Source organism: Spirosoma fluminis, from assembly GCF_054778895.1.
The window spans coordinates 664,840-683,333 of the sequence record NZ_BAAGZD010000041.1 but is presented as its reverse complement, the minus strand read 5'-3'; the positions used below and the strand labels follow the sequence as shown (position 1 = coordinate 683,333).

Here is an 18,494-nt window from a genome sequence, read left to right as displayed (position 1 = left end):
GAAGGTTTTTCTTTACTTATTTTCCCGCTGAGATCATATTGGCAAACAATCGGTAAGCTCCGGGCACACCCGCGGGCAGTTCGCGGAAAAACACCAGTCCCGTGTACATATAATGTCCTTTTCCGTAGCTGGCGTAAATCAGACTGCCCTGCTTCGGCGCTTCGTTCTGATCGTTGGCCGAGAAGATGGGTTCGTAGGCTTTGTCCCAGTCCTGGGCGAAGTAAAGGCCACGTTCCTGAATCCAGCCCGAAAAGTCGGCTTCTGTGATCTTGTTAGGCGTATTGAGCAGCGGATGCGCTGGATTAAGGAACGTCATTTTAGCATCCTCTTCAGTCACGCGGTCGCGGCCAACTGTAAAAGGGTAGGGGCCAAGCTGCGCTACTTTCAGGCCGCCGTTGTTCACAAAACCACCCGGCGTTACGTACTGAACGACCAGGTTGCCGCCATTCTTGACGTAATCAAAGAGTTTGGCCTGATAACGGGCTAAGTAGTCGTTGGTGTTATAAGCCCGCACACCGGCCACAATGGCGTCGTAGACTGCTAGATTTCCGTTTAGTTCGGCCGGGCCGAGCAAAGTTACCCGGCACCCCATCTGTTGCAGGGCCGCCGGAACCTCGTCGCCCGCTCCGACAATGTAGCCGATATTTTTAGCCGTCACCTTCACGTCCAGCTTCACCAGTTTGGCTTCGGCAGGCGGAAAGAGCGTCTGCGTAGGGATGTGCTTATAGGCAATCACGCGCAAACCCGTCGTGAATGTGCCCGAGTTGGTTGTCATCACCGCCTGTAGCTTGCCATTTTTCGCCTGCGCCGTTGGTGAAACCGTAAATGACAACCGCTGTTCGTCGCCTTTTTTTGTTAGCGTAAACGGCAGCGAAGCCGGTTCTGCCCGCCAGCCCACCGGAACGAATAACCGTAAGGTGCCCGATACGTTGGCGCGACCGGCCTGTACCACCACCTCGGCCGTCTTGGGCGTACTGGTTGAGAACACATACACCCGTTCACCCAGATTAGCCGTAACATCGGGCTGAATGATGAAGGGTCGGTAAGTCTCTCCGTCTACGGGATCCGTTGATTTGTAAACAACCGGTCGGGTGTAGGTAAAGCGCTGGCCTTCTATCTCAAAGGTATAGCTGGCGGATAGGGCGGGCGGATTCTCGGGTAAGCCAATCAACTGCTGGTTGTCTACCTGAAATAAGCCTTTATCGATTGGTTTTTCGAGCCAGTAGGGCTGCGAAATCTTGTGTGTTTTCGGAATCGTTACGGTTGTTGGCCACACCACGACGTCGTTCGGCTTGAGCGCCAGGTTCAACGTAGTGTCTTTGCCGGTTGAATACCGAATACCGACTAGTTTAACCGCTTCGGCAGAGCGCCCCACTACGTTGGTTGTTAACTTAATCGACTCGCCGGGCGTAGCTGCATAATCGGCCGGATTTGTCTCGAACCATAAGCCGGTACATTGCTGAATAAGCGTTTGAATGTCCTGGCGTTTCGTTTTTACGTATATACTTGAGGTGTCCAGCCTGCCTATCGCGCCGTACAGTTGCACCAGTGCGGGTACCGACGCGGCTGGCTGATCGGGTTTAAACTGAGCAATCACCTGATTGACCAGCGTCTGTACCGATTCGCTGTTCGGGACACGTTTCCAGCTTAGGTCGATACCGTCGAATGGATCTTTTTCGGCCGGATCACCCCCTTTCAAGAGAAGATAGTCCATGCGCGCTCCCCGGTTGGCCGCTACGCCAAATCCCTGGCTTTTGTGCTGAGTCCGGCTTTCGGACGCAATTTCGCCGTACGATTTGCCCAGCAGCGGGTTGTATAAACCTGTTTCAATGCCAATCAGATTGCCCGGCTCGTCGGGCTTTTTGTTGCTGAAAAACGCATTCGGAATAAATACATTCCACATGATGCGTTTGGCCTGCCAGGGTTTTACGTACGCCAGCTGCTCAGGAAACCGGTTGGCATCGTTCGCAATTTTGAAGGCTTCTTCCGCCAGGAAACCCGACGCGCTATGGTGACCGTGACCCGCGCGGGCATCGGGCGGAAAGCGCGTGATAATCACATCGGGCTGGTGCTTACGAATCATCCAGACGACATCGGCCAAGACTTTATCCTGACCCCACGTCCGAACGGCTTCGTTGGTCGATTTCGAGAAGCCGAAGTCATAGGCCCGGCTGAAATATTGGTCGGGACCGTCGATGCGCCGGGCGGCCAGTAACTCCTGGGTTCGGATAACGCCGATGTTTTCGCCCTGCTCGGGTCCAATCAGGTTCTGCCCGCCGTCGCCCCGCGTCAACGACAGGTACGCCGTCCTGACCAGCCGGTCTTTGGCCATGTACGCCAGCAGCAGCGTATTCTCGTCGTCGGGGTGGGCCGCTATGTACAGTACGGAGCCGAGTACATTCAGCTTGTTAAGGTTTGATAATATGTCGCTGGACGATGCGGTTTTAATCGGGCCGTAGGGCACCTGAGCAAGACCAGCCGAAGAAATAATCAGGAACAGGAGAACAGAGAGTAGGGAGCGTTTTTTCACGGGCTCTTGAATTGGAAATCAATACTGGCAAATATAACCGCTCTGGGCTTTTAAACACGCCTTCCGGCGTAACGTGTTTAGGAGTACGTATCAACAACGAGCTATGAAGTCAGCGGACGCATTGAATCATTCGACGCCGGATAAAAGTGGTTTTCCAGAGTACAGATGATTCTTCGAAAAACTGTAAAAAACCTCGAAAAAAGTCAACCAGCGGCCCTTATTACGTTGGGTTATGAAAGGGCAAATTCTATCTTTGCGAGCAATCAAATTTCTAACCTATTAATCAATCGCATGAATTACAGTATCTATCTGGTTCCCCTCCTGGGTATTGTTGGCTTGTTGGTCATGTTCACAAAATTCCTGTGGGTATCCCGGCAGGACGCTGGGGATGCCCGGATGCAGGAAATCGCGTCGTACATTGCCGATGGAGCCATTGCCTTTCTTAAGGCCGAATGGAAAGTACTGACGTACTTTGGTATCATAGTGGCCATCTTATTAGCGTACTCCGGTACGCTGGTCGAGAATTCCAGTCCCATCATTGGTCTTTCTTTCTTACTTGGCGCTTTCCTCTCTGCCTTAGCGGGTTATATCGGCATGAATATCGCCACCAAGGCAAACGTACGTACTGCCCATGCGGCTCGTACCAGCCTGGCCGACGCCCTGAACGTATCGTTTACGGGTGGTTCGGTGATGGGTATCGGCGTAGCCGGTCTGGCCGTGTTAGGACTAGGCAGCCTTTTTATCGTTTTATATAACCTGTACGTTGGGCCCGGTGGTGACGTGAATGGTCTGCCTATGGAAAAAGCCCTCGAAGTCCTGGCCGGTTTTTCGCTCGGGGCCGAATCAATTGCCTTATTTGCCCGCGTAGGCGGTGGTATCTATACAAAAGCGGCCGACGTTGGTGCCGACCTCGTCGGTAAAGTAGAAGCTGGTATTCCGGAAGATGATCCGCGCAACCCGGCTACTATTGCCGATAACGTAGGTGATAACGTTGGTGACGTGGCCGGTATGGGGGCTGACCTGTTCGGTTCGTACGTGGCAACCATTCTGGCAACAATGGTACTGGGTCGCGAGATCCGTATTCCGGCGGAAGCAAACATTACCGGACACGCACCCATCGTACTGCCTATGATGATTGCCGGTCTCGGCCTGATTTTCTCGATTATCGCTACGTATTTCGTACGTATCAAAAACGATAACGGGAGTGTACAGGGGGCGTTGAACCTCGGCAACTGGGCTTCCATCATCATCACCCTGATTGCGTCCTACTTTCTGGTAACCAGCTACCTGCCCGACGTAACGATGGAGATTCGGGGCGTTGAGTTTACGCGGATGGACGTGTTTTACGCCATTGTAACGGGTTTGATCGTGGGGGCGCTGATGTCGATAATCACCGAATATTATACCGCGATGGGCCGTCGCCCGGTCTTGTCAATCATTCGGCAATCAGCAACGGGAGCGGCTACCAACATCATCGGTGGGCTTTCGGTCGGTATGGAATCAACGGTTCTGCCGATTCTGGTGCTGGCGGCTGGTATCTATACGTCCTATCATTTTGCGGGTCTGTACGGCGTCGCTATTTCGGCGGCCGGTATGATGGCCACTACGGCCATGCAGCTGGCCATTGACGCCTTTGGCCCCATTGCCGATAACGCGGGCGGGATTGCTGAAATGAGCTACCTGCCCGAAGAAGTTCGGAGCCGCACGGATATTCTGGATGCGGTCGGCAACACCACGGCTGCTACGGGAAAAGGCTTTGCGATTGCCTCGGCTGCGCTGACGGCCCTGGCTTTGTTTGCCGCGTTCGTGGGTATTTCGGGTATTTCCGCCATTGATATTTACAAAGCCGACGTACTGGCTGGCTTGTTTGTGGGGGCAATGATTCCGTTTATCTTCTCCTCGCTGGCGATTGCCGCTGTGGGCCGGGCTGCTATGAAGATGGTGGAAGAAGTGCGCCGTCAGTTCCGTGAAATTCCGGGCATTCTGGAAGGAACCGGCAAACCCGAATACGAAAAGTGCGTAGCGATCTCGACTCAGGCATCGATCCGCGAAATGGTGCTGCCAGGTGCAATTGCTTTAACGGCACCGGTTATCGTCGGTTTCATTTTTGGTCCCGAAGTCCTCGGTGGATTGCTGGCGGGCGTAACGGTATCGGGCGTATTGATGGGGATTTTCCAGAACAACGCCGGTGGTGCCTGGGATAACGCCAAAAAATCGTTCGAAAAAGGAGTGGAGATCAACGGTGAAATGTTTTATAAAAAGTCGGAGCCGCACAAGGCATCGGTAACGGGCGATACGGTCGGTGATCCGTTCAAGGATACATCCGGTCCGTCGATGAACATCCTGATCAAACTGATGTCGATTGTCTCGCTCGTTATTGCGCCCTACATCGCCGTGCCTTCGTCCGATATACCAAACTCGGCCAGAGAAGGCAAGACAGCAGCCGGGACCGAAGTTCCTCTGGAGGAATCAACGGCGGCCGATAACGATACGATCAGCACACCAAATATGGGGAAAGACAAAGCCGAACGTCCTTAAACCAAACGCTCAGATACGAAACAAATACGCCGATTCCTGACAGGAGTTGGCGTATTTGTTTTTATGTTTGTTAAGTTCCTTTAGCAGTAGCAGCCAGGATTGTTTAAGGGAGAAAACAGGCTGGTTAATTATGACTGACGGACAGGCTTATGAATTACCGGGAAAGACAACCGCCTGACTACCTGCGGGGCTACGTTCGATATATCTGGACCTTGGAACGTACTACTGCCGACATCCTGCCGGCAACGTTCAGACCCATTGCCGATGGCTGTCCGGGCGTCATGTTTCACCAATCGAATGAAGGAGCGCTCGTTCAGAACCAAAAGCAACTGCCCGACTTGTTTCTGTATGGGCAAACAACGCAGTGTACCGAGATTTCGTCGATTGGTACACTGCGGACCATTGGCGTCGTCTTTTACCCCGACGCGCTAAAAACCGTATTCGGATTGGAGGCTGATGAACTTACCAACGGCTGTACAGACCTGAACCTGCTATCCCGCCGACAAGGGCATTCGTTGGCAGAGCGACTGCAGAATACTCAGTCGGTGGACAGCCAGATTAGCGTGCTTTCATCGTATTTAACCGCTCAGCTTACCCAAACCAGCAGACCGACCGATGCTGCCATGAAATACGCACTCTCGCAGCTGATCGCATCCAGCGGCAATGTGTCCCTAAAAAAGTTACAGGATGACCTGCGGCTGACGGAACGGAGCTTTGAACGCCGGTTTAAGCAATGGGTTGGTATTTCGCCTAAACTCTTCGCGCGAATCTGCCGCTTTCAGGCCTCGCTGGGGCAACTCAGGAACAATACGTACGACAAGCTGTCCGACATAGCATTTGAGCAGGAATATGCCGACCAGTCGCATTTCATTCGCACCTTCAAAGAGTTTGCGGGGGTCTCACCCTATCAGTTTCGGAAACAGACCGGCGACGTAGCCGATAACTTTTCCTTGCTGATGACGTAACGTAAGTGTCGGTTTTGTTCTATTTTCGGGCTAAGTGGGCTTCTAGTTTTGTCAAAAAAAGACTATGAAACTGCTTATTCTTGGATCAACCGGTGGCACAGGCCGCCAACTTGTCGAACAGGCCCTCGCACAACACCATCAGGTCACCGCCTTCGCGCGAATCCCCGCCAAACTCAACCTGACTGACCCCAACCTGACCGTTGTTCAGGGCGACGTACTGGATTACCCGTCGCTGGAACGGGCCGTACAGGGACAGGATGCGGTTCTATCGGCGATCGGGTCTCCGGCCAATAAAATTGGCACGATCCGCTCGGAGGGGACCCTGAATACTATTCGGGCCATGGAGAAAAACGGTGTCCAGCGACTAATCTGCCAAACCTCACTTGGCTACGGCGACAGTCGGGACGTACTGGATATGACCCCTTTCTTTTTCAAGTACATAATTGTGCCATTTATCCTGCGGAAGGGGTTTGCCGATCACGCCCTTCAGGAAGAATACATCAAACAAAGTCAACTAGATTGGGTGATTGTGCGGCCTGGTAACCTGACCGACGATCAGCTAACTGGTCAGTATCGGCACGGGTTTGCAGCTATCGACAAGGCGCTCAAAGTCAAAATAGCCCGGGCCGACGTAGCGGACTTTATGCTGAAGCAGTTAACCGACAATACGTACCTGCACAAAACCCCCGGTGTATCGTATTAAACCTATCCGGACGGACATCTGGAGGCAAGTCGATGTTGATTTGATCGGTAACGTTAAAAAGCGAGGTCCCCACCGGAAATTCCGGTGGGGACCTCTTTTCAATACGTTGAGTAAATCAGGTGCTAGAACCTAGCTGACTTTGAAAGAGTCTTTGTTATTCTCAATGGTGCTTTCTGCATCATCAGCCAGTTGGTCAACTTTATCGTTGTACTGACCTTTTACATCTTCCTTGTTTGTCTGCGCCTGATTGTAGGCCGACTGTGCCTGATCTTTATATTGGTTCAGTTGATCTTTCGCTTTGGCAGCGTATTCATCAACCTGAGTTCTTGCCTGCTCGTAACCTTCTTTCACCTGAGCCACGCCTTTTTCCCACTGATCTTTCAGGTCGCCCGAGCGCTTGTTGGCTTCATCAACCAGCTTGTCGCGGGTTTCTTTACCGCTACGTGGGGCTGTTAACAACCCAATAACAACGCCCGTAATAATGCCTGTCAGAAAATCTCTTGTACTTCTCATTGCTTTGCTTGTTTTAGGTGATTAGTGATGGTTTACTTCGCTCTGCGCTTCGTCTGCTCGACTACATCCTGCGTTTTGCTTACCGCCGAATCTACGTAGTCGTTGTACTGGTCTTTGATATTCTCAAGACCCGACTGAAGTTGATCCTGAAGGTCTTTGAAAAACGAGTCAGACTCCGACGAAATTCGCTTACGAGTCTTCTTGCCACTTTCCGGGGCTAGCAGAACGCCAATAACCGCGCCTACTGCTATTCCTACTAAGACACCTGGTAATGATTTCATGTGCTCTTGGTCTAGTGTGATGATTGGATACGCCTTCCCTTTAGAAAATTTTGTACCACATTGTGATATATTTAGTAACTCGCTGTGGATAAAATAGTTATCTGGTTGCAGTGGAAAGACGTATTTTTAATGAATTGAGGAGTAATTTCTACAACGACGTCCAGGTTTTACCCAACTCATCAATCTCAGGCAGACCAGATTGCATCAAAGCGACCAGGCAGAGTGGATTTGGATTCGCGATTGGAAAAACATTTGCCTAGGCTTTACAAGTTGCTTAATTACCAACCTTCACTTCGGGTAATGACACCTACACTCCTTTTCTTCTCGGTTTATGCAAGCTTTTTTGTTGTAGCCTCATTCATCCACTTCATCCGACTCGATTATTGGTGGATACGCATCTGGGATTTCCCTCATCTTCAGTTAACGGCCTTAACCACGGCCGGGCTGGTGGGCTGGTTGGTCGTCAATCCCGTTTTTAGCTGGCCGCTTGGTCTTATCCCATTCGGTTTACTGGCGGCCATGATGTACCAGGGCTGGCTGATTTACCCGTACACGTTTGTGCATGACAGGCAGGTAAAGGCGCTTCAACCGGTTACTGATGAATCGGCTATTACCCAGAATCGGATTCGTCTGCTAACGGCCAACGTGTTTATGGACAACACCCAAACGCCCGACGTACTGGCGCTGATTCAGACGCATCAGCCTGATGTTGTTTTGCTACTGGAAACCAATGAAGCCTGGCGACGCGCCTTGCAGCCTATAGAAGCGAGCTATGCCTACCGGATTCTTTATCCGCTCGAAAATACGTACGGTATGCTTATGTATTCGCGTATACCCATCGGCCATCAGGAACTGCGTTTCCTGATTCAGGACGATATTCCTTCCATCTACACCCAGTTAACGCTGCCTTCCGGACAACTGATTCACTTTTTTGGGGTTCATCCTATGCCGCCGAGCCCAACCGAACACTACCGTTCTACAGAGCGTGATGCCGAACTATTGCTGGTGGGAAAAGAATGCCGTACACTCGACGGGCCCATTATTGTAGCCGGTGATCTGAACGACGTAGCGTGGTCGCATACAACCCGTTTGTTTCAGCGAGTAAGCGGACTACTGGATCCTCGGGTCGGCCGGGGTCTGTTCAGTACGTTTCACGCCCGGTATTTCTTTCTGCGCTGGCCGCTCGATCACGTATTTGTGTCTCACCATTTTCAGTTGGAGACACTCCAACGGCTGCCGAATTGCGGCTCCGACCATTTCCCTATTCTAGTATCGCTGATTTATGCACCGACACTCCAGGCCGAAAAAGAGACTCCAGAGCCTGAACGTGACGACCTGAACGAAACAAAGAAGATTATCGATAAGGCTACCTAGCAGAACTGCGAGCATGTACGGTTGACTTACGTTCAGCTATAAAGGCATAAAAAAATCCCTGTGTTCAACTTGACACAGGGATTCCGTACCCACCGTAACTTGTACTTAACCTAAAATGAAACCACCTAAACCTAAACGTGCTAATTTGTTAGGCCTACTGTGTTCGTGAGTTGTGAAACTGCCACTAGTCACGCAATATCTTTTTGGTACTCGACTTCTTCACACGCCACGCCCCTGAATCAGGCGTAAAATAATCGCGATCACGGCAATAACCAGCAGTACGTGGATTAAGCCTCCCAATCCAAAGCTATTGAATCCGAGGAACCCCAACAGCCAGATGATGATCAGAATCACCGCAATCGTGTAAAGAAGGTTTCCCATAACGTTTCGTGAGTAAATCAGAACGAATTATCTCGCCGTTACCAGTTTACCTAGAAAAAGTTGTGCCAAGTTTCTCCGCTACTGGTGTTGTAAGAAGATAAGTAGCCATATAGGCTTGTAAATGAGAGATAAACTCGTTGTAACGTCTTCTACTATTGGTAACATCAGTACGTAGACCGACTTGAACAGTTGGGGAAAAAGTTCTACAACTGTGGAATAATCGTAGAAATAAAGCGCAATAGATCATGATTACGAGTGGATCGAGTGGATAGGTTTATAAATGGGATTATGCTCCTTTTTAATGCAAGTGGCTAATCTGTCGGTGATTATGGGTAGAAATACGCAAATTTTTTAATAAAGCTTAGTTTCGGCACTATATTTTATAAGAAACCGCTGTATAGATGTATGAAAAACAAAATTTGACCGTGGTGAGGACGATGTTAGGTGTTAGCGCGGGCCAGCAATTCAGACCAGCCGTAATGAATACAGGAAGTAGTGCCAAGCGTGTATTGATCGTTGATGATGAAGCCGATATTTGCTTGTTGCTTTCCGGATTACTTCGTCGGCTAGGCTATCAACCTACTTGCGCTCATTTCATTGAAGAAGGTCGGCAATGCCTCAATTCGCAGCAGTTTGACGCCATTTTTCTTGATTTGAATCTGCCAGATGGGCTGGGGTTCGATCTACTTCCACACATTAAGGAAGATCAGACCGAAGCCAAGATTATTATGATCAGTGCGTTCGATGGGCAAGCTGAGCGCCGACGTGCGACTGAACAGGGGGCCGATTATTTTATAGGCAAGCCCTTTACCCGGCGTTCGGTTGAAATGGCTTTGCAAACCATTCAGGTTTGAGTAACTTTGTTCATACAGCTAGGGAGGCCTTTCCATCGTTTCTTATTACTTGTTTTGGTGGGCTTCGTCTGTCTGAACAAGCTACTTCTCCTTCATGGAAAAAATTCTGATTGTTGACGATAATAATGATATCTGCTTGCTTCTGGAACGCTTTTTAACCAAGCAAGGCTATAAAACAGCCTCGGTACAGCGTGGCGAAGATGGCTTAGTACTACTACGGAAGGAAGCGTTTGAGTTAGTTATCTGCGATTTTAAATTACCAGATATCGACGGCCTTGAGATGCTGCGCCGAATAAAGGTTATGCATCCCACCACGGCCGTCATTATTATTACGGGCTATTCCGACGTTCGGGTGGCTGTGCAAACGGTCAAGCACGGTGCCTACGATTACGTAACCAAGCCTCTCTATCCCGACGAGATCCTGTACACGATTAAAGGAGCGCTCGAACGGCGCACCCAGTCAATCTCGCAGTCGACCAGCTCTGGTACAAGTACGCCCACCAAAGCTGCGCCCGCTAAAACTACTACGACTAAAGTATCGCTTACGCCGGACGGAAAGCGGTTTATCTTTGGTAAGAGCCGGGCCGCGGAACAGCTCCAGAAACACATTGATCTGATTGCTCCCACGGATATGTCGGTGATCATTACCGGCGAAACAGGGACGGGCAAAGAGTTTGTAGCTAATGCCATTCACCTGAAAAGCAAACGCGCCGACAAGCCGTTTGTCGCCATTGACTGCGGAGCGCTGAGTAAAGACCTGGCAGGCAGTGAGCTGTTCGGACACGTCAAGGGCTCGTTTACGGGCGCTATGTCGGACAAGGCCGGTAGCTTCGAGTTTGCTAACGGAGGCACCTTGTTTCTGGACGAGATTGGCAACCTCTCGTACGATAATCAAATCAAGTTGTTACGTGTTTTGCAGGAACGTAAAATTCGGCGGATCGGTAGCAACCAGGATATTCCGGTTGACGTACGGATTATCGTCGCTACGAACGAAGACCTGCGCGAAGCCGTACGACAAGGTAAGTTTCGGGAAGATATCTACCACCGCATTGCCGAATTCGAGCTTCACCTGTCGCCATTGCGGGAGCGTAAAGCCGATATTATGATTTTTGCGGAACACTTTCTCGAATCGGCAAATCAGCAGTTGGAGAAAGACATTCTGGGTTTCGACGACGAAGCCAAGGAAAAGCTGAAGGAATATTACTGGCACGGCAATCTGCGCGAGTTGCAGAACGTAGTAAAACGGGCTGTGCTGCTTACCCAAGGCGATTACGTTGAGGCTGACGTATTGCCGCACGAAATTATTTCGCCCCAGTATTTTACGCATGAAGATACATCCGGCGGGGGTGTTCAGGTTAGTTTTGATCCCGTCCGTCCCGGTGTTCCTGTATTTAGCCAGTCAGCAGCTAACTTAAAATCTGTTTCTGAAAATGCGGAGCGGGCTGCTATCCTGAAAGTTCTGGAAAAGACCGGCTACAATAAAACAAAAGCGGCCGAAGTACTCAACATCGATCGTAAAACGCTTTACAACAAGTTAAAGGCGTACGATATTCATCTTTAGATTATAAGCGCCGAGAAAAATCGGAGTAAGGCAATAATCAGGAGCGTACTGGAAGCGGAGTAGTTAAAAAACTCGCTTTCAGTACGCTCCTGATTGTGTTTACACTAGTTTATGCTTAGACCCACCGAGATCAGCCCGACGCTGTTCTTGGCATTACCCAGTAAGGAACGGGCTGCTCCCCCCTCGGCGATCCGCTGTAAGCCCTGTTCGTAACGAGCGCCAATGAACGCTTTTCCGAAATAGATGTTCAGCCCACCAGCCAGACCATAGTCTACCTTGTTGAAATTATCGCGGTTGATGGCTGCCGTACCGACACCAAAATCACCGTTCGAATTTATGTTCGAATTGAGTAGGTAGCCGACATAAGGCCCCGCCTGTAACTCAACCGCCTGGCCTAATTTAAACGTTGCCAGAACGGGCAGTTCGGCGTAATTCAGTTGGAATGTGTTTCGACCATTAACGCTTAAAATATTGTAATCGGCTGAGGCTCCTTTCGTCATGTACAACAATTCAGGCTGGATAGCGAAAAATTCGCCGATAGGAGCCTGAGCAAATACACCGGCGTGGAAGCCAATCCGTTCATTTTTATTGGTTACACCCTGCGAATCATAAAACAAAGAGCTGGCATTTAAACCGCCTTTGATACCAACCCGGGTGCGGCCCTGAGCCAGTGCAGTAGATGGATTGATGAGATACAGACCAGCCAGTAAGGTAACGGCTACAAGTAAGGTCTTCACAGATTTTTTCATAACGACAATGTAGTTAATGTACCAGCAGAATGGGTTCCTGCTTTACGGGTCAATATGTCAAAAGCGTGCCAAACCCGTCTGCAAAGCTTGGAACAGGCCTATATACTTGGATTATACCGATTTGGACGCGTCGGCTGACGTTACGGCTATACGTGGCAAGAAAGAAAAACGCGTAAGTTTTTCTACAGTTTGTAGAATAGACCGTTCAACTTATCGGTCATATTTTTAAAGCAGCAAAAAGGATTTTGCTTAGAATACATGCCCAACTAATTAAGCCGAGAGGCTATACATTGTCTCCGCAGAATAATCCGTCAGTAATGGAATATAGCAATGACTGGTGATACGTAATCACGGGTTTTCCCTGTCAGTCGGTCGCTGGCTTTTTGAATAAAAGAAGCCGGTAGTATCTTTTGCCTATCGTAAATAAGGACTAAACAACGGGCAGTTCGTTTATCACGATTTTAATGGAGTAAATCCGGTTGTAGTTTAAGGTTTTTAGCTATTTTTGGTCAGAACAACTGTCAATCTCTTTTGCCAAACCCTCATTAGTAAGGCATTAAAACGTTTGGGTTAAGTACCGAAAAGCTAACCAATACGTAAGAAATTGACCGCTGAGCTGTACGTCCGTAACTTAGTTCTGCTTTATCTATAACTTTATGCACCGTAAGCCGAAGAACATGACAATCCTGATTGCTGATGATGATACTGACGACCGTTTGTTTATGGATCAGGCACTTCGGCAAAACGGATACACACAAGCTGTTCACTTTGTGGAAGATGGTGAAGAATTAATGGAATACCTGCGTCATCAGGGTCGCTATAACGCATCCAATGCGCCGTGGCCTAACCTGCTGATTCTGGATTTGAATATGCCCCGGAAAAATGGATTCCAGGCACTTGAGGAAATAAAAGATGACCCTAAACTACGTCGTTTGCCGGTTGTGGTCATGACCACTTCGTCGGCCGATGAGGACGTAGTAAAAACTTATAATCTAGGCGTGAATTCGTTCGTTACCAAACCGTTCAATTTCAATCGATTGGTAGAGATGGTTGGCGCCCTGAAAACGTATTGGATGGATACGGTTAAACTGCCGTAACCTCGGGCAAACTCCTTACTGGTTTACGTACCGCTGAATCGTCACTGAAAACAACGTACTCATAGTTTATGATAGCTGCTACACTCGACGTAATAGAAACACGGAAAACGATTCGTGTCTTGCTGGTTGAAGACGACGAAGATGATTATATGCTGACCAGGGCGCTTGTAGCCGCTCGGGAAAACGCGAATATTAAACTCGACTGGGTCGACAGCTACGAGGGAGCGATGAAGGCCATCGGCGACGATGAGCACGATGTATATCTGGTCGATTACCGCCTGGGGCACAACACCGGGATCGATCTGATTCAGGAAGCCTTCCGACTGGGCTGCCGCGCGCCCATGATCCTGCTTACGGGGCAAGACGACCTGACCGTCGATCAGTCGGCCCTCGAATTGGGAGCCGCCGATTACCTGGTTAAAGGACGTATTGATGCCCAATTGCTGGGCCGTAGTATTCGGTACGCATTACGTCAGGCAAGTGTACTCGCTGAAGTGGCTCAGAAAGAGAATAAATACCGCTCGTTGTTCGAGCGCTCCATTGATGCCATCTTCGTTGCTACGAACGACCTGCGCTTTCAGGACGCCAACCCCTCAGTTGAACGATTGCTGGGCTACAACCGTGAAGAATTGCAGGAACTGAACCCGGCGCGGCTTTTCTCAGATTTGAATCACCTGCGTCAGCTACGGTTCAATGTCCGGGAGCATGGCCAGATTAAAGATTTTGAAACAACGCTTATCAACCGAAACGGCCGTAAGCGAATCTGCCAGATTTCTGTCTGGGCCGTCGACGACATAGTGGGGCGCCCCGAATGGTACCAGGGAATTGTACGCGACATTACCGATCAGAAACGGGCTCAGCAGGATTTAATTCTCGCCGAGAAACTGACCATGACCGGCAAAATAGCCCGCAGCATTGCCCATGAAGTCCGGAACCCGCTCACAAACTTAAGCCTTGCCCTGGAGCAGCTCAAAGAAGAACTTGATTCGGACAATGAGTACGTCAACATGTTTACGGACATAATCGGACGTAATGTTGACCGAATTGGCCAGCTCATTACCGAGATGCTGAATTCGTCGAAACCACGGGAACTTGACCGGAAGCGGCAGGATTTCAACGCGGTAGTCAGGGCAACGCTGCAGTTGGTAAACGACCGGATCAAGCTGAAGCGAATGCGGCTGGTAACTTCTTTTTCCGCCGATGACTGTACGGCTATGCTGGATAACGATCAGGTTAAAACGGCTTTGCTGAATATCCTGGTTAATGCTGTCGAAGCTATGGAAGAAGGGAAAGGCGTATTGGTGGTTAAAACGACCTGCACGGAAGATAATCGCGTTTGCGTTGACGTAACGGACAACGGGGGCGGCATCAGCGAATCGGACCGTAAACGGTTGTTCGATCCATTCTTTACCGGCAAGTCAGGCGGTATGGGTCTGGGCCTAACGGCCACTCAGAACATTATAAATAGCCATAAAGGATCGATTGAGGTAGATAGCGCTGTAGGGCAGGGAACCTCTTTCCGGTTGTTCTTCCCCAAGTAGGAGCGTGAAGCTTAGTGTCATCATCAGAAGCCGCTCACGCGGCTTTTTTTGTGGAATTGAGTGGGCAAAAAAATACACACTTCCCGGAATATTTCCACAGCCTAAAATTTCTGATGGTGACTTTATGTTAGATTTAACTAGCTGTTATGTATGTAATTTGTTGATAGTCAACTTATAATTTGAATTTCTAAGTGCACTGGATAGGTGGAGTAATAGCTGGCACAATATAAGCTATAGCATAATCACTATGATGACTACGCGTATGTGGACACCTTCTCACTTTCCAGCGGCAATGCGCTCGCTAAACCCCAGCACACGAGCGAAAGCAATTGAAATTGCCAATCAGTTACTGGAACAAGGGCAGTTAGATAAACAACTGGTCATCTCTACTAGTGTTGACATGGCCCGGCAGTGGGCTCGTAACCTGAGCGCTGATCAGGAACGGTCGGCGATAGTAGCTCGTCCTTACGCTTAATCAACCTTAACCCTTGTCAAGTTATACCATGGTTTGGAAGAAAAACATCTACGATTCGTTAACAGGTTGCGCAGCTTTGTGCGATGAGTTTGCCACCGAATGTTCGCGTTCGGAAGACATCGAAAGCTGGTACCGCAGCATTTTTCTTAACCTCGACTGTGCCGATATGTGCCGTCAGTTGGCCATGCTCTATGTGCGGGGTTCCGAAAATACCCGTTTGATGGCGAAGGCCTGTATTGAGGTTTGCGAAAAGTGCGCGCAGGAGGTCAGCCAGTTCAATACTGAACGCTGTAACCAAGTCTATGCGATGTGCCAGCAAACCATTTGTAGCTGTGTAGGCATTCTGGATATGGCTTACCAGACAGAGGTTGAATCGAAAAACCCAGTGACAACGCCAGCTTCGTTGTTCTACGGCATCGATTTGCGCGAAACGTTATATAATTAATTTTTACCATTGATCCGCCAACATCGCGGCCCACTACTCGGTTATAACGGGTACGTGTACGGCGCTATGTCGGCGGATCAACGGCTTTTCACCATTCAACGATATGGAAACGAAACCACAGAACAATAACCAATTAGAAAAAGTCCGGGAACTGGTGGGCGATATTCGCATTGCGATGATGACCACCGTCGACGAGCAGGGGAATCTGGTCAGTCGGCCAATGGCGGCCCTGCAAATGGATGAAGAAGGCACGCTCTGGTTTTTCACGAAGCGTTCGTCGCCGAAAGTGGATCAGATCGACAACACGGAGCGCCGGGTTAACCTCGCCTTCGTTTCCGTAAGTGATGCTGAATACGTTTCTATCTCGGGAACCGCCGATGAACTTGATGATCGGGCGAAAGTAGATGAGCTTTGGAATCCGCAGGCCAAAGCCTGGTTTCCGGAGGGCAAAGACGATCCGGATCTGATTCTTCTGAAGGTTCATACGCACATGGCTGAGTTTTGGAATGCCAGCGATAGTACGATGGTACGTTTATTTCAGCAGGCAACAGCCGCCATTACGGGCAACCCGCCGAAAATGGGTGAAAACGAAAAAGTATATAATTAACGAGTACACGTAATACAGAAGGGGACGAAGGGAAAACTTATTTATCCTTCGTCCCCTTCTGTATTACGTGTACTCATCTGCTCGTTTATGATTGTTACGCAAACAGATACAGGCTGGCAACTGATTAACCAGCAGGCGCATGGACTATTGGCAGTGCAGCTGGCCGTACACTGGCGAACTGACAAACGTCCGGTTCATTGGTACGAAACCCTGATTGCGCTCACGGAGCATGACGATGGACAGGATAGCTGGGAGGGCCGTAATCACTTAACCACGGCCGGTGCTCCGCTGCACTTTCAGATTCTGGAATACTCACTGTCACAGTGTCAGCAGATGATTCAGATTGGCTTACAGAAGAGCCGCTGGAACGCCTTGATGATGTCGATGCACACCTCGTTTCTTTACGAGCCCAAGCGGGGCAAGGACCCTGAACTGGACGCTTTTCTCGATCAGCAACGCCAGGTCAACCAGCCCACGTGGCGGAAGCAGTATAAAGCCACAAAAGCCGAAGCTGAATACGCCTACGCGTTTCTGCAATGGTGCGATGCACTATCACTGATTCTGTGTATGGATCAGCTTCCTCCCGAAGAACGCCGTCTGGAAGTGAGTGTTGGGCCCGACGGTGTTTCTTATTTCATTCGGCAACGTACTGATGAGACAATTAGCCTGGACCCCTGGCCGTTCGGGGATGCCGAATTCAGCGTACACGTTGAAGCGTTTCAGTTGGAACAGCTCGTTTTTGCGGATGATAATGCGCTATATGAGGCCATTCAGCAGGCGCCTGTAACTATCAGGGAGTGGAAATTTAAGCAATAGTTTTCTCGGATATTTTTCAGCAGGTCGGGCGCGTGCGTACCAGAGAAGGAGATAAAATTGTTGCCGGGACGTAGTAGCCGATACTGGGCGTATCAGGAACGAGGTGAAGGCATTAAGGATCGGCTTACGAGGGACGTAACGAGCTATATAGTTCAAAACTAGTTGGCCAGCCTCACTGAGGCTGGCCAACTAGTTTTGAAGAGGCACTACGCTACGTTGATCTCTAGTTTATCCATAACCAGACGTAACATCTGACCCAGGTTGAAGAAGTCAGTCACGCCAACTACGGTTCCACAATTGGCACACTGCACAAAATTTAGCTTAAAGTTACTTCCCTTAATGTCGTCTTTCTCTACAATCTCAAAGCGTTTGGTGCTGCATTTCGGGCAAATAGAATCAGGCATTGGTTTACTGGTTTGGTGACTGGAAAATTTAGCCTTTAAACTAACAACATTTTCACGAGTTAAACAAAACAATCTCCGGTTGCAGGGGTAGAAGAGGTACGTATTGTTGAGGCTAATGCTGAACATGTTTAAGGTTTCCTGTTTTTGGGAAGTTTTCGAAAGAAAATGGGATATTTCTGCCGTTTCGTACAAAATCCGTCACTTGCCAGTTTTGATCGATTCAATAGCTTTCACCAGTCAAAGTTCAAAAAGTCGTGCCTTTCTGAACCCTCTTTTTGGCTATAGCCGCGTCTCAACGCTCGAACAGAATCTGGATACCCAACTAAATGCCTTGCAGAAAGCAGGCTGTGACGAAATTTTCCAGGACAAGATCACTGGTATTAGGGCGTGTTGACAGTTAGGTAACTGTTAGCCAAGCGTTTCATCTTTGCACCATGCGCCGTTATAAAATTACCAACCAGCAATGGAAACGAATCACCCAGCTACTCCTACGCCGAGAGGGCCATGTAGCAATGCCGTCTTAAAGATAGCCCGTTCAGGAGCACCCTGGCGAGATTTGCCCGAACGTTTTGGACGGTGGAACTCGGTCTATCAACGCTTTCGCCGATGGGCCAAGTCTGGCGTTTGGCAAAACGACTTCTAGGCTTTACAAGAACCAGA

At 49.6% G+C, this 18,494-nt stretch carries 20 protein-coding genes; 14 read left to right on the top strand and 6 right to left on the bottom strand.

The genetic code is table 11. The features are described 5' to 3' along the window. Window positions 1–16 precede the first annotated feature (16 nt). The gene (locus tag ACYVBJ_RS24840) at window positions 17–2,530 is read right to left on the bottom strand and encodes a PIG-L family deacetylase (RefSeq protein ID WP_460984985.1); all 2,514 of its coding nucleotides are present in this window, start codon (window positions 2,528–2,530) and stop codon (window positions 17–19) included. Window positions 2,531–2,821: 291 nt separating this feature from the next. On the opposite strand from ACYVBJ_RS24840, the gene ACYVBJ_RS24835 reads away from it, so the two are divergent. The 3 genes from ACYVBJ_RS24835 (at window position 2,822) to ACYVBJ_RS24825 (ending at window position 6,736) form a co-directional block, all read left to right on the top strand. After that, the gene (locus ACYVBJ_RS24835) at window positions 2,822–5,068 is read left to right on the top strand and encodes a sodium-translocating pyrophosphatase (protein WP_460984984.1); all 2,247 of its coding nucleotides are present in this window, start codon (window positions 2,822–2,824) and stop codon (window positions 5,066–5,068) included. Window positions 5,069–5,217: 149 nt separating this feature from the next. After that, a complete protein-coding gene (locus tag ACYVBJ_RS24830) occupies window positions 5,218–6,033 on the top strand; it encodes an AraC family transcriptional regulator (RefSeq protein ID WP_460984983.1) in 816 nt (271 codons plus the stop codon). A 64-nt stretch (window positions 6,034–6,097) separates the two neighbouring features. Then, window positions 6,098–6,736, top strand: a complete 639-nt coding sequence (locus ACYVBJ_RS24825) for an NAD(P)-dependent oxidoreductase (protein WP_460984982.1) — start codon at window positions 6,098–6,100, stop codon at window positions 6,734–6,736. 129 nt (window positions 6,737–6,865) lie between these two features. On the opposite strand, the gene ACYVBJ_RS24820 is transcribed toward ACYVBJ_RS24825, so the two are convergent. Next, window positions 6,866–7,249: a YtxH domain-containing protein gene (locus ACYVBJ_RS24820; protein WP_460984981.1), complete on the bottom strand. Its 384-nt coding sequence runs from the start codon at window positions 7,247–7,249 to the stop codon at window positions 6,866–6,868. 32 nt (window positions 7,250–7,281) lie between these two features. Further along, a complete protein-coding gene (locus ACYVBJ_RS24815) occupies window positions 7,282–7,530 on the bottom strand; it encodes a YtxH domain-containing protein (protein WP_460984980.1) in 249 nt (82 codons plus the stop codon). A 300-nt stretch (window positions 7,531–7,830) separates the two neighbouring features. Between ACYVBJ_RS24815 and ACYVBJ_RS24810 the strand changes: the two genes are divergently transcribed. Continuing rightward, window positions 7,831–8,904 carry an endonuclease/exonuclease/phosphatase family protein gene (locus ACYVBJ_RS24810; RefSeq protein WP_460984979.1) on the top strand — a complete coding sequence of 358 codons (1,074 nt, stop codon included), beginning with the start codon at window positions 7,831–7,833 and terminating at the stop codon, window positions 8,902–8,904. Between the two features lie 219 nt (window positions 8,905–9,123). On the opposite strand, the gene ACYVBJ_RS24805 is transcribed toward ACYVBJ_RS24810, so the two are convergent. Next, window positions 9,124–9,285: a lmo0937 family membrane protein gene (locus ACYVBJ_RS24805; protein ID WP_460979212.1), complete on the bottom strand. Its 162-nt coding sequence runs from the start codon at window positions 9,283–9,285 to the stop codon at window positions 9,124–9,126. Window positions 9,286–9,764: 479 nt separating this feature from the next. On the opposite strand from ACYVBJ_RS24805, the gene ACYVBJ_RS24800 reads away from it, so the two are divergent. Continuing rightward, the gene (locus ACYVBJ_RS24800) at window positions 9,765–10,139 is read left to right on the top strand and encodes a response regulator transcription factor (RefSeq protein WP_460979211.1); all 375 of its coding nucleotides are present in this window, start codon (window positions 9,765–9,767) and stop codon (window positions 10,137–10,139) included. A gap of 94 nt (window positions 10,140–10,233) precedes the next feature. Next, the gene (locus ACYVBJ_RS24795; RefSeq protein WP_460984978.1) at window positions 10,234–11,700 is read left to right on the top strand and encodes a sigma-54-dependent transcriptional regulator; all 1,467 of its coding nucleotides are present in this window, start codon (window positions 10,234–10,236) and stop codon (window positions 11,698–11,700) included. A 104-nt stretch (window positions 11,701–11,804) separates the two neighbouring features. Here the strand turns inward: ACYVBJ_RS24795 and ACYVBJ_RS24790 are convergent, their stop codons facing one another. Then, window positions 11,805–12,449, bottom strand: coding sequence for a porin family protein (locus ACYVBJ_RS24790; RefSeq protein WP_460984977.1), 645 nt, complete (start codon window positions 12,447–12,449; stop codon window positions 11,805–11,807). 656 nt (window positions 12,450–13,105) lie between these two features. Between ACYVBJ_RS24790 and ACYVBJ_RS24785 the strand changes: the two genes are divergently transcribed. The 6 genes from ACYVBJ_RS24785 to ACYVBJ_RS24760 all read left to right on the top strand — a co-directional run bounded on the left by ACYVBJ_RS24785 (window position 13,106) and on the right by ACYVBJ_RS24760 (window position 17,430). After that, window positions 13,106–13,546 carry a response regulator gene (locus ACYVBJ_RS24785; protein WP_460984976.1) on the top strand — a complete coding sequence of 147 codons (441 nt, stop codon included), beginning with the start codon at window positions 13,106–13,108 and terminating at the stop codon, window positions 13,544–13,546. Between the two features lie 68 nt (window positions 13,547–13,614). Continuing rightward, window positions 13,615–15,087, top strand: coding sequence for a two-component system sensor histidine kinase NtrB (locus ACYVBJ_RS24780; RefSeq protein WP_460984975.1), 1,473 nt, complete (start codon window positions 13,615–13,617; stop codon window positions 15,085–15,087). Window positions 15,088–15,334: 247 nt separating this feature from the next. After that, window positions 15,335–15,562, top strand: coding sequence for a DUF2188 domain-containing protein (locus ACYVBJ_RS24775; protein WP_460984974.1), 228 nt, complete (start codon window positions 15,335–15,337; stop codon window positions 15,560–15,562). Window positions 15,563–15,590: 28 nt separating this feature from the next. After that, entirely contained in the window at window positions 15,591–16,007 is a 417-nt protein-coding gene (locus tag ACYVBJ_RS24770; protein WP_460984973.1) for a four-helix bundle copper-binding protein, read from the top strand. 103 nt (window positions 16,008–16,110) lie between these two features. Continuing rightward, on the top strand, window positions 16,111–16,614 hold the full coding sequence (locus ACYVBJ_RS24765; protein WP_460984972.1) for a pyridoxamine 5'-phosphate oxidase family protein: 504 nt from the start codon (window positions 16,111–16,113) through the stop codon (window positions 16,612–16,614). A gap of 87 nt (window positions 16,615–16,701) precedes the next feature. Continuing rightward, on the top strand, window positions 16,702–17,430 hold the full coding sequence (locus ACYVBJ_RS24760; protein ID WP_460984971.1) for a DUF3891 family protein: 729 nt from the start codon (window positions 16,702–16,704) through the stop codon (window positions 17,428–17,430). 206 nt (window positions 17,431–17,636) lie between these two features. On the opposite strand, the gene ACYVBJ_RS24755 is transcribed toward ACYVBJ_RS24760, so the two are convergent. Then, a complete protein-coding gene (locus ACYVBJ_RS24755; protein WP_460984970.1) occupies window positions 17,637–17,834 on the bottom strand; it encodes a hypothetical protein in 198 nt (65 codons plus the stop codon). A gap of 115 nt (window positions 17,835–17,949) precedes the next feature. Here ACYVBJ_RS24755 and ACYVBJ_RS24750 point away from each other — a divergent pair, with 115 nt between their 5' ends. Both ACYVBJ_RS24750 and ACYVBJ_RS24745 read left to right on the top strand, forming a co-directional pair. After that, window positions 17,950–18,228 (top strand): recombinase family protein, encoded by a 279-nt coding sequence (locus tag ACYVBJ_RS24750; protein ID WP_460984969.1) that lies wholly within the window; start codon window positions 17,950–17,952, stop codon window positions 18,226–18,228. 69 nt (window positions 18,229–18,297) lie between these two features. Next, on the top strand, window positions 18,298–18,477 hold the full coding sequence (locus tag ACYVBJ_RS24745; protein ID WP_460984968.1) for a transposase: 180 nt from the start codon (window positions 18,298–18,300) through the stop codon (window positions 18,475–18,477). Window positions 18,478–18,494 lie beyond the last annotated feature (17 nt).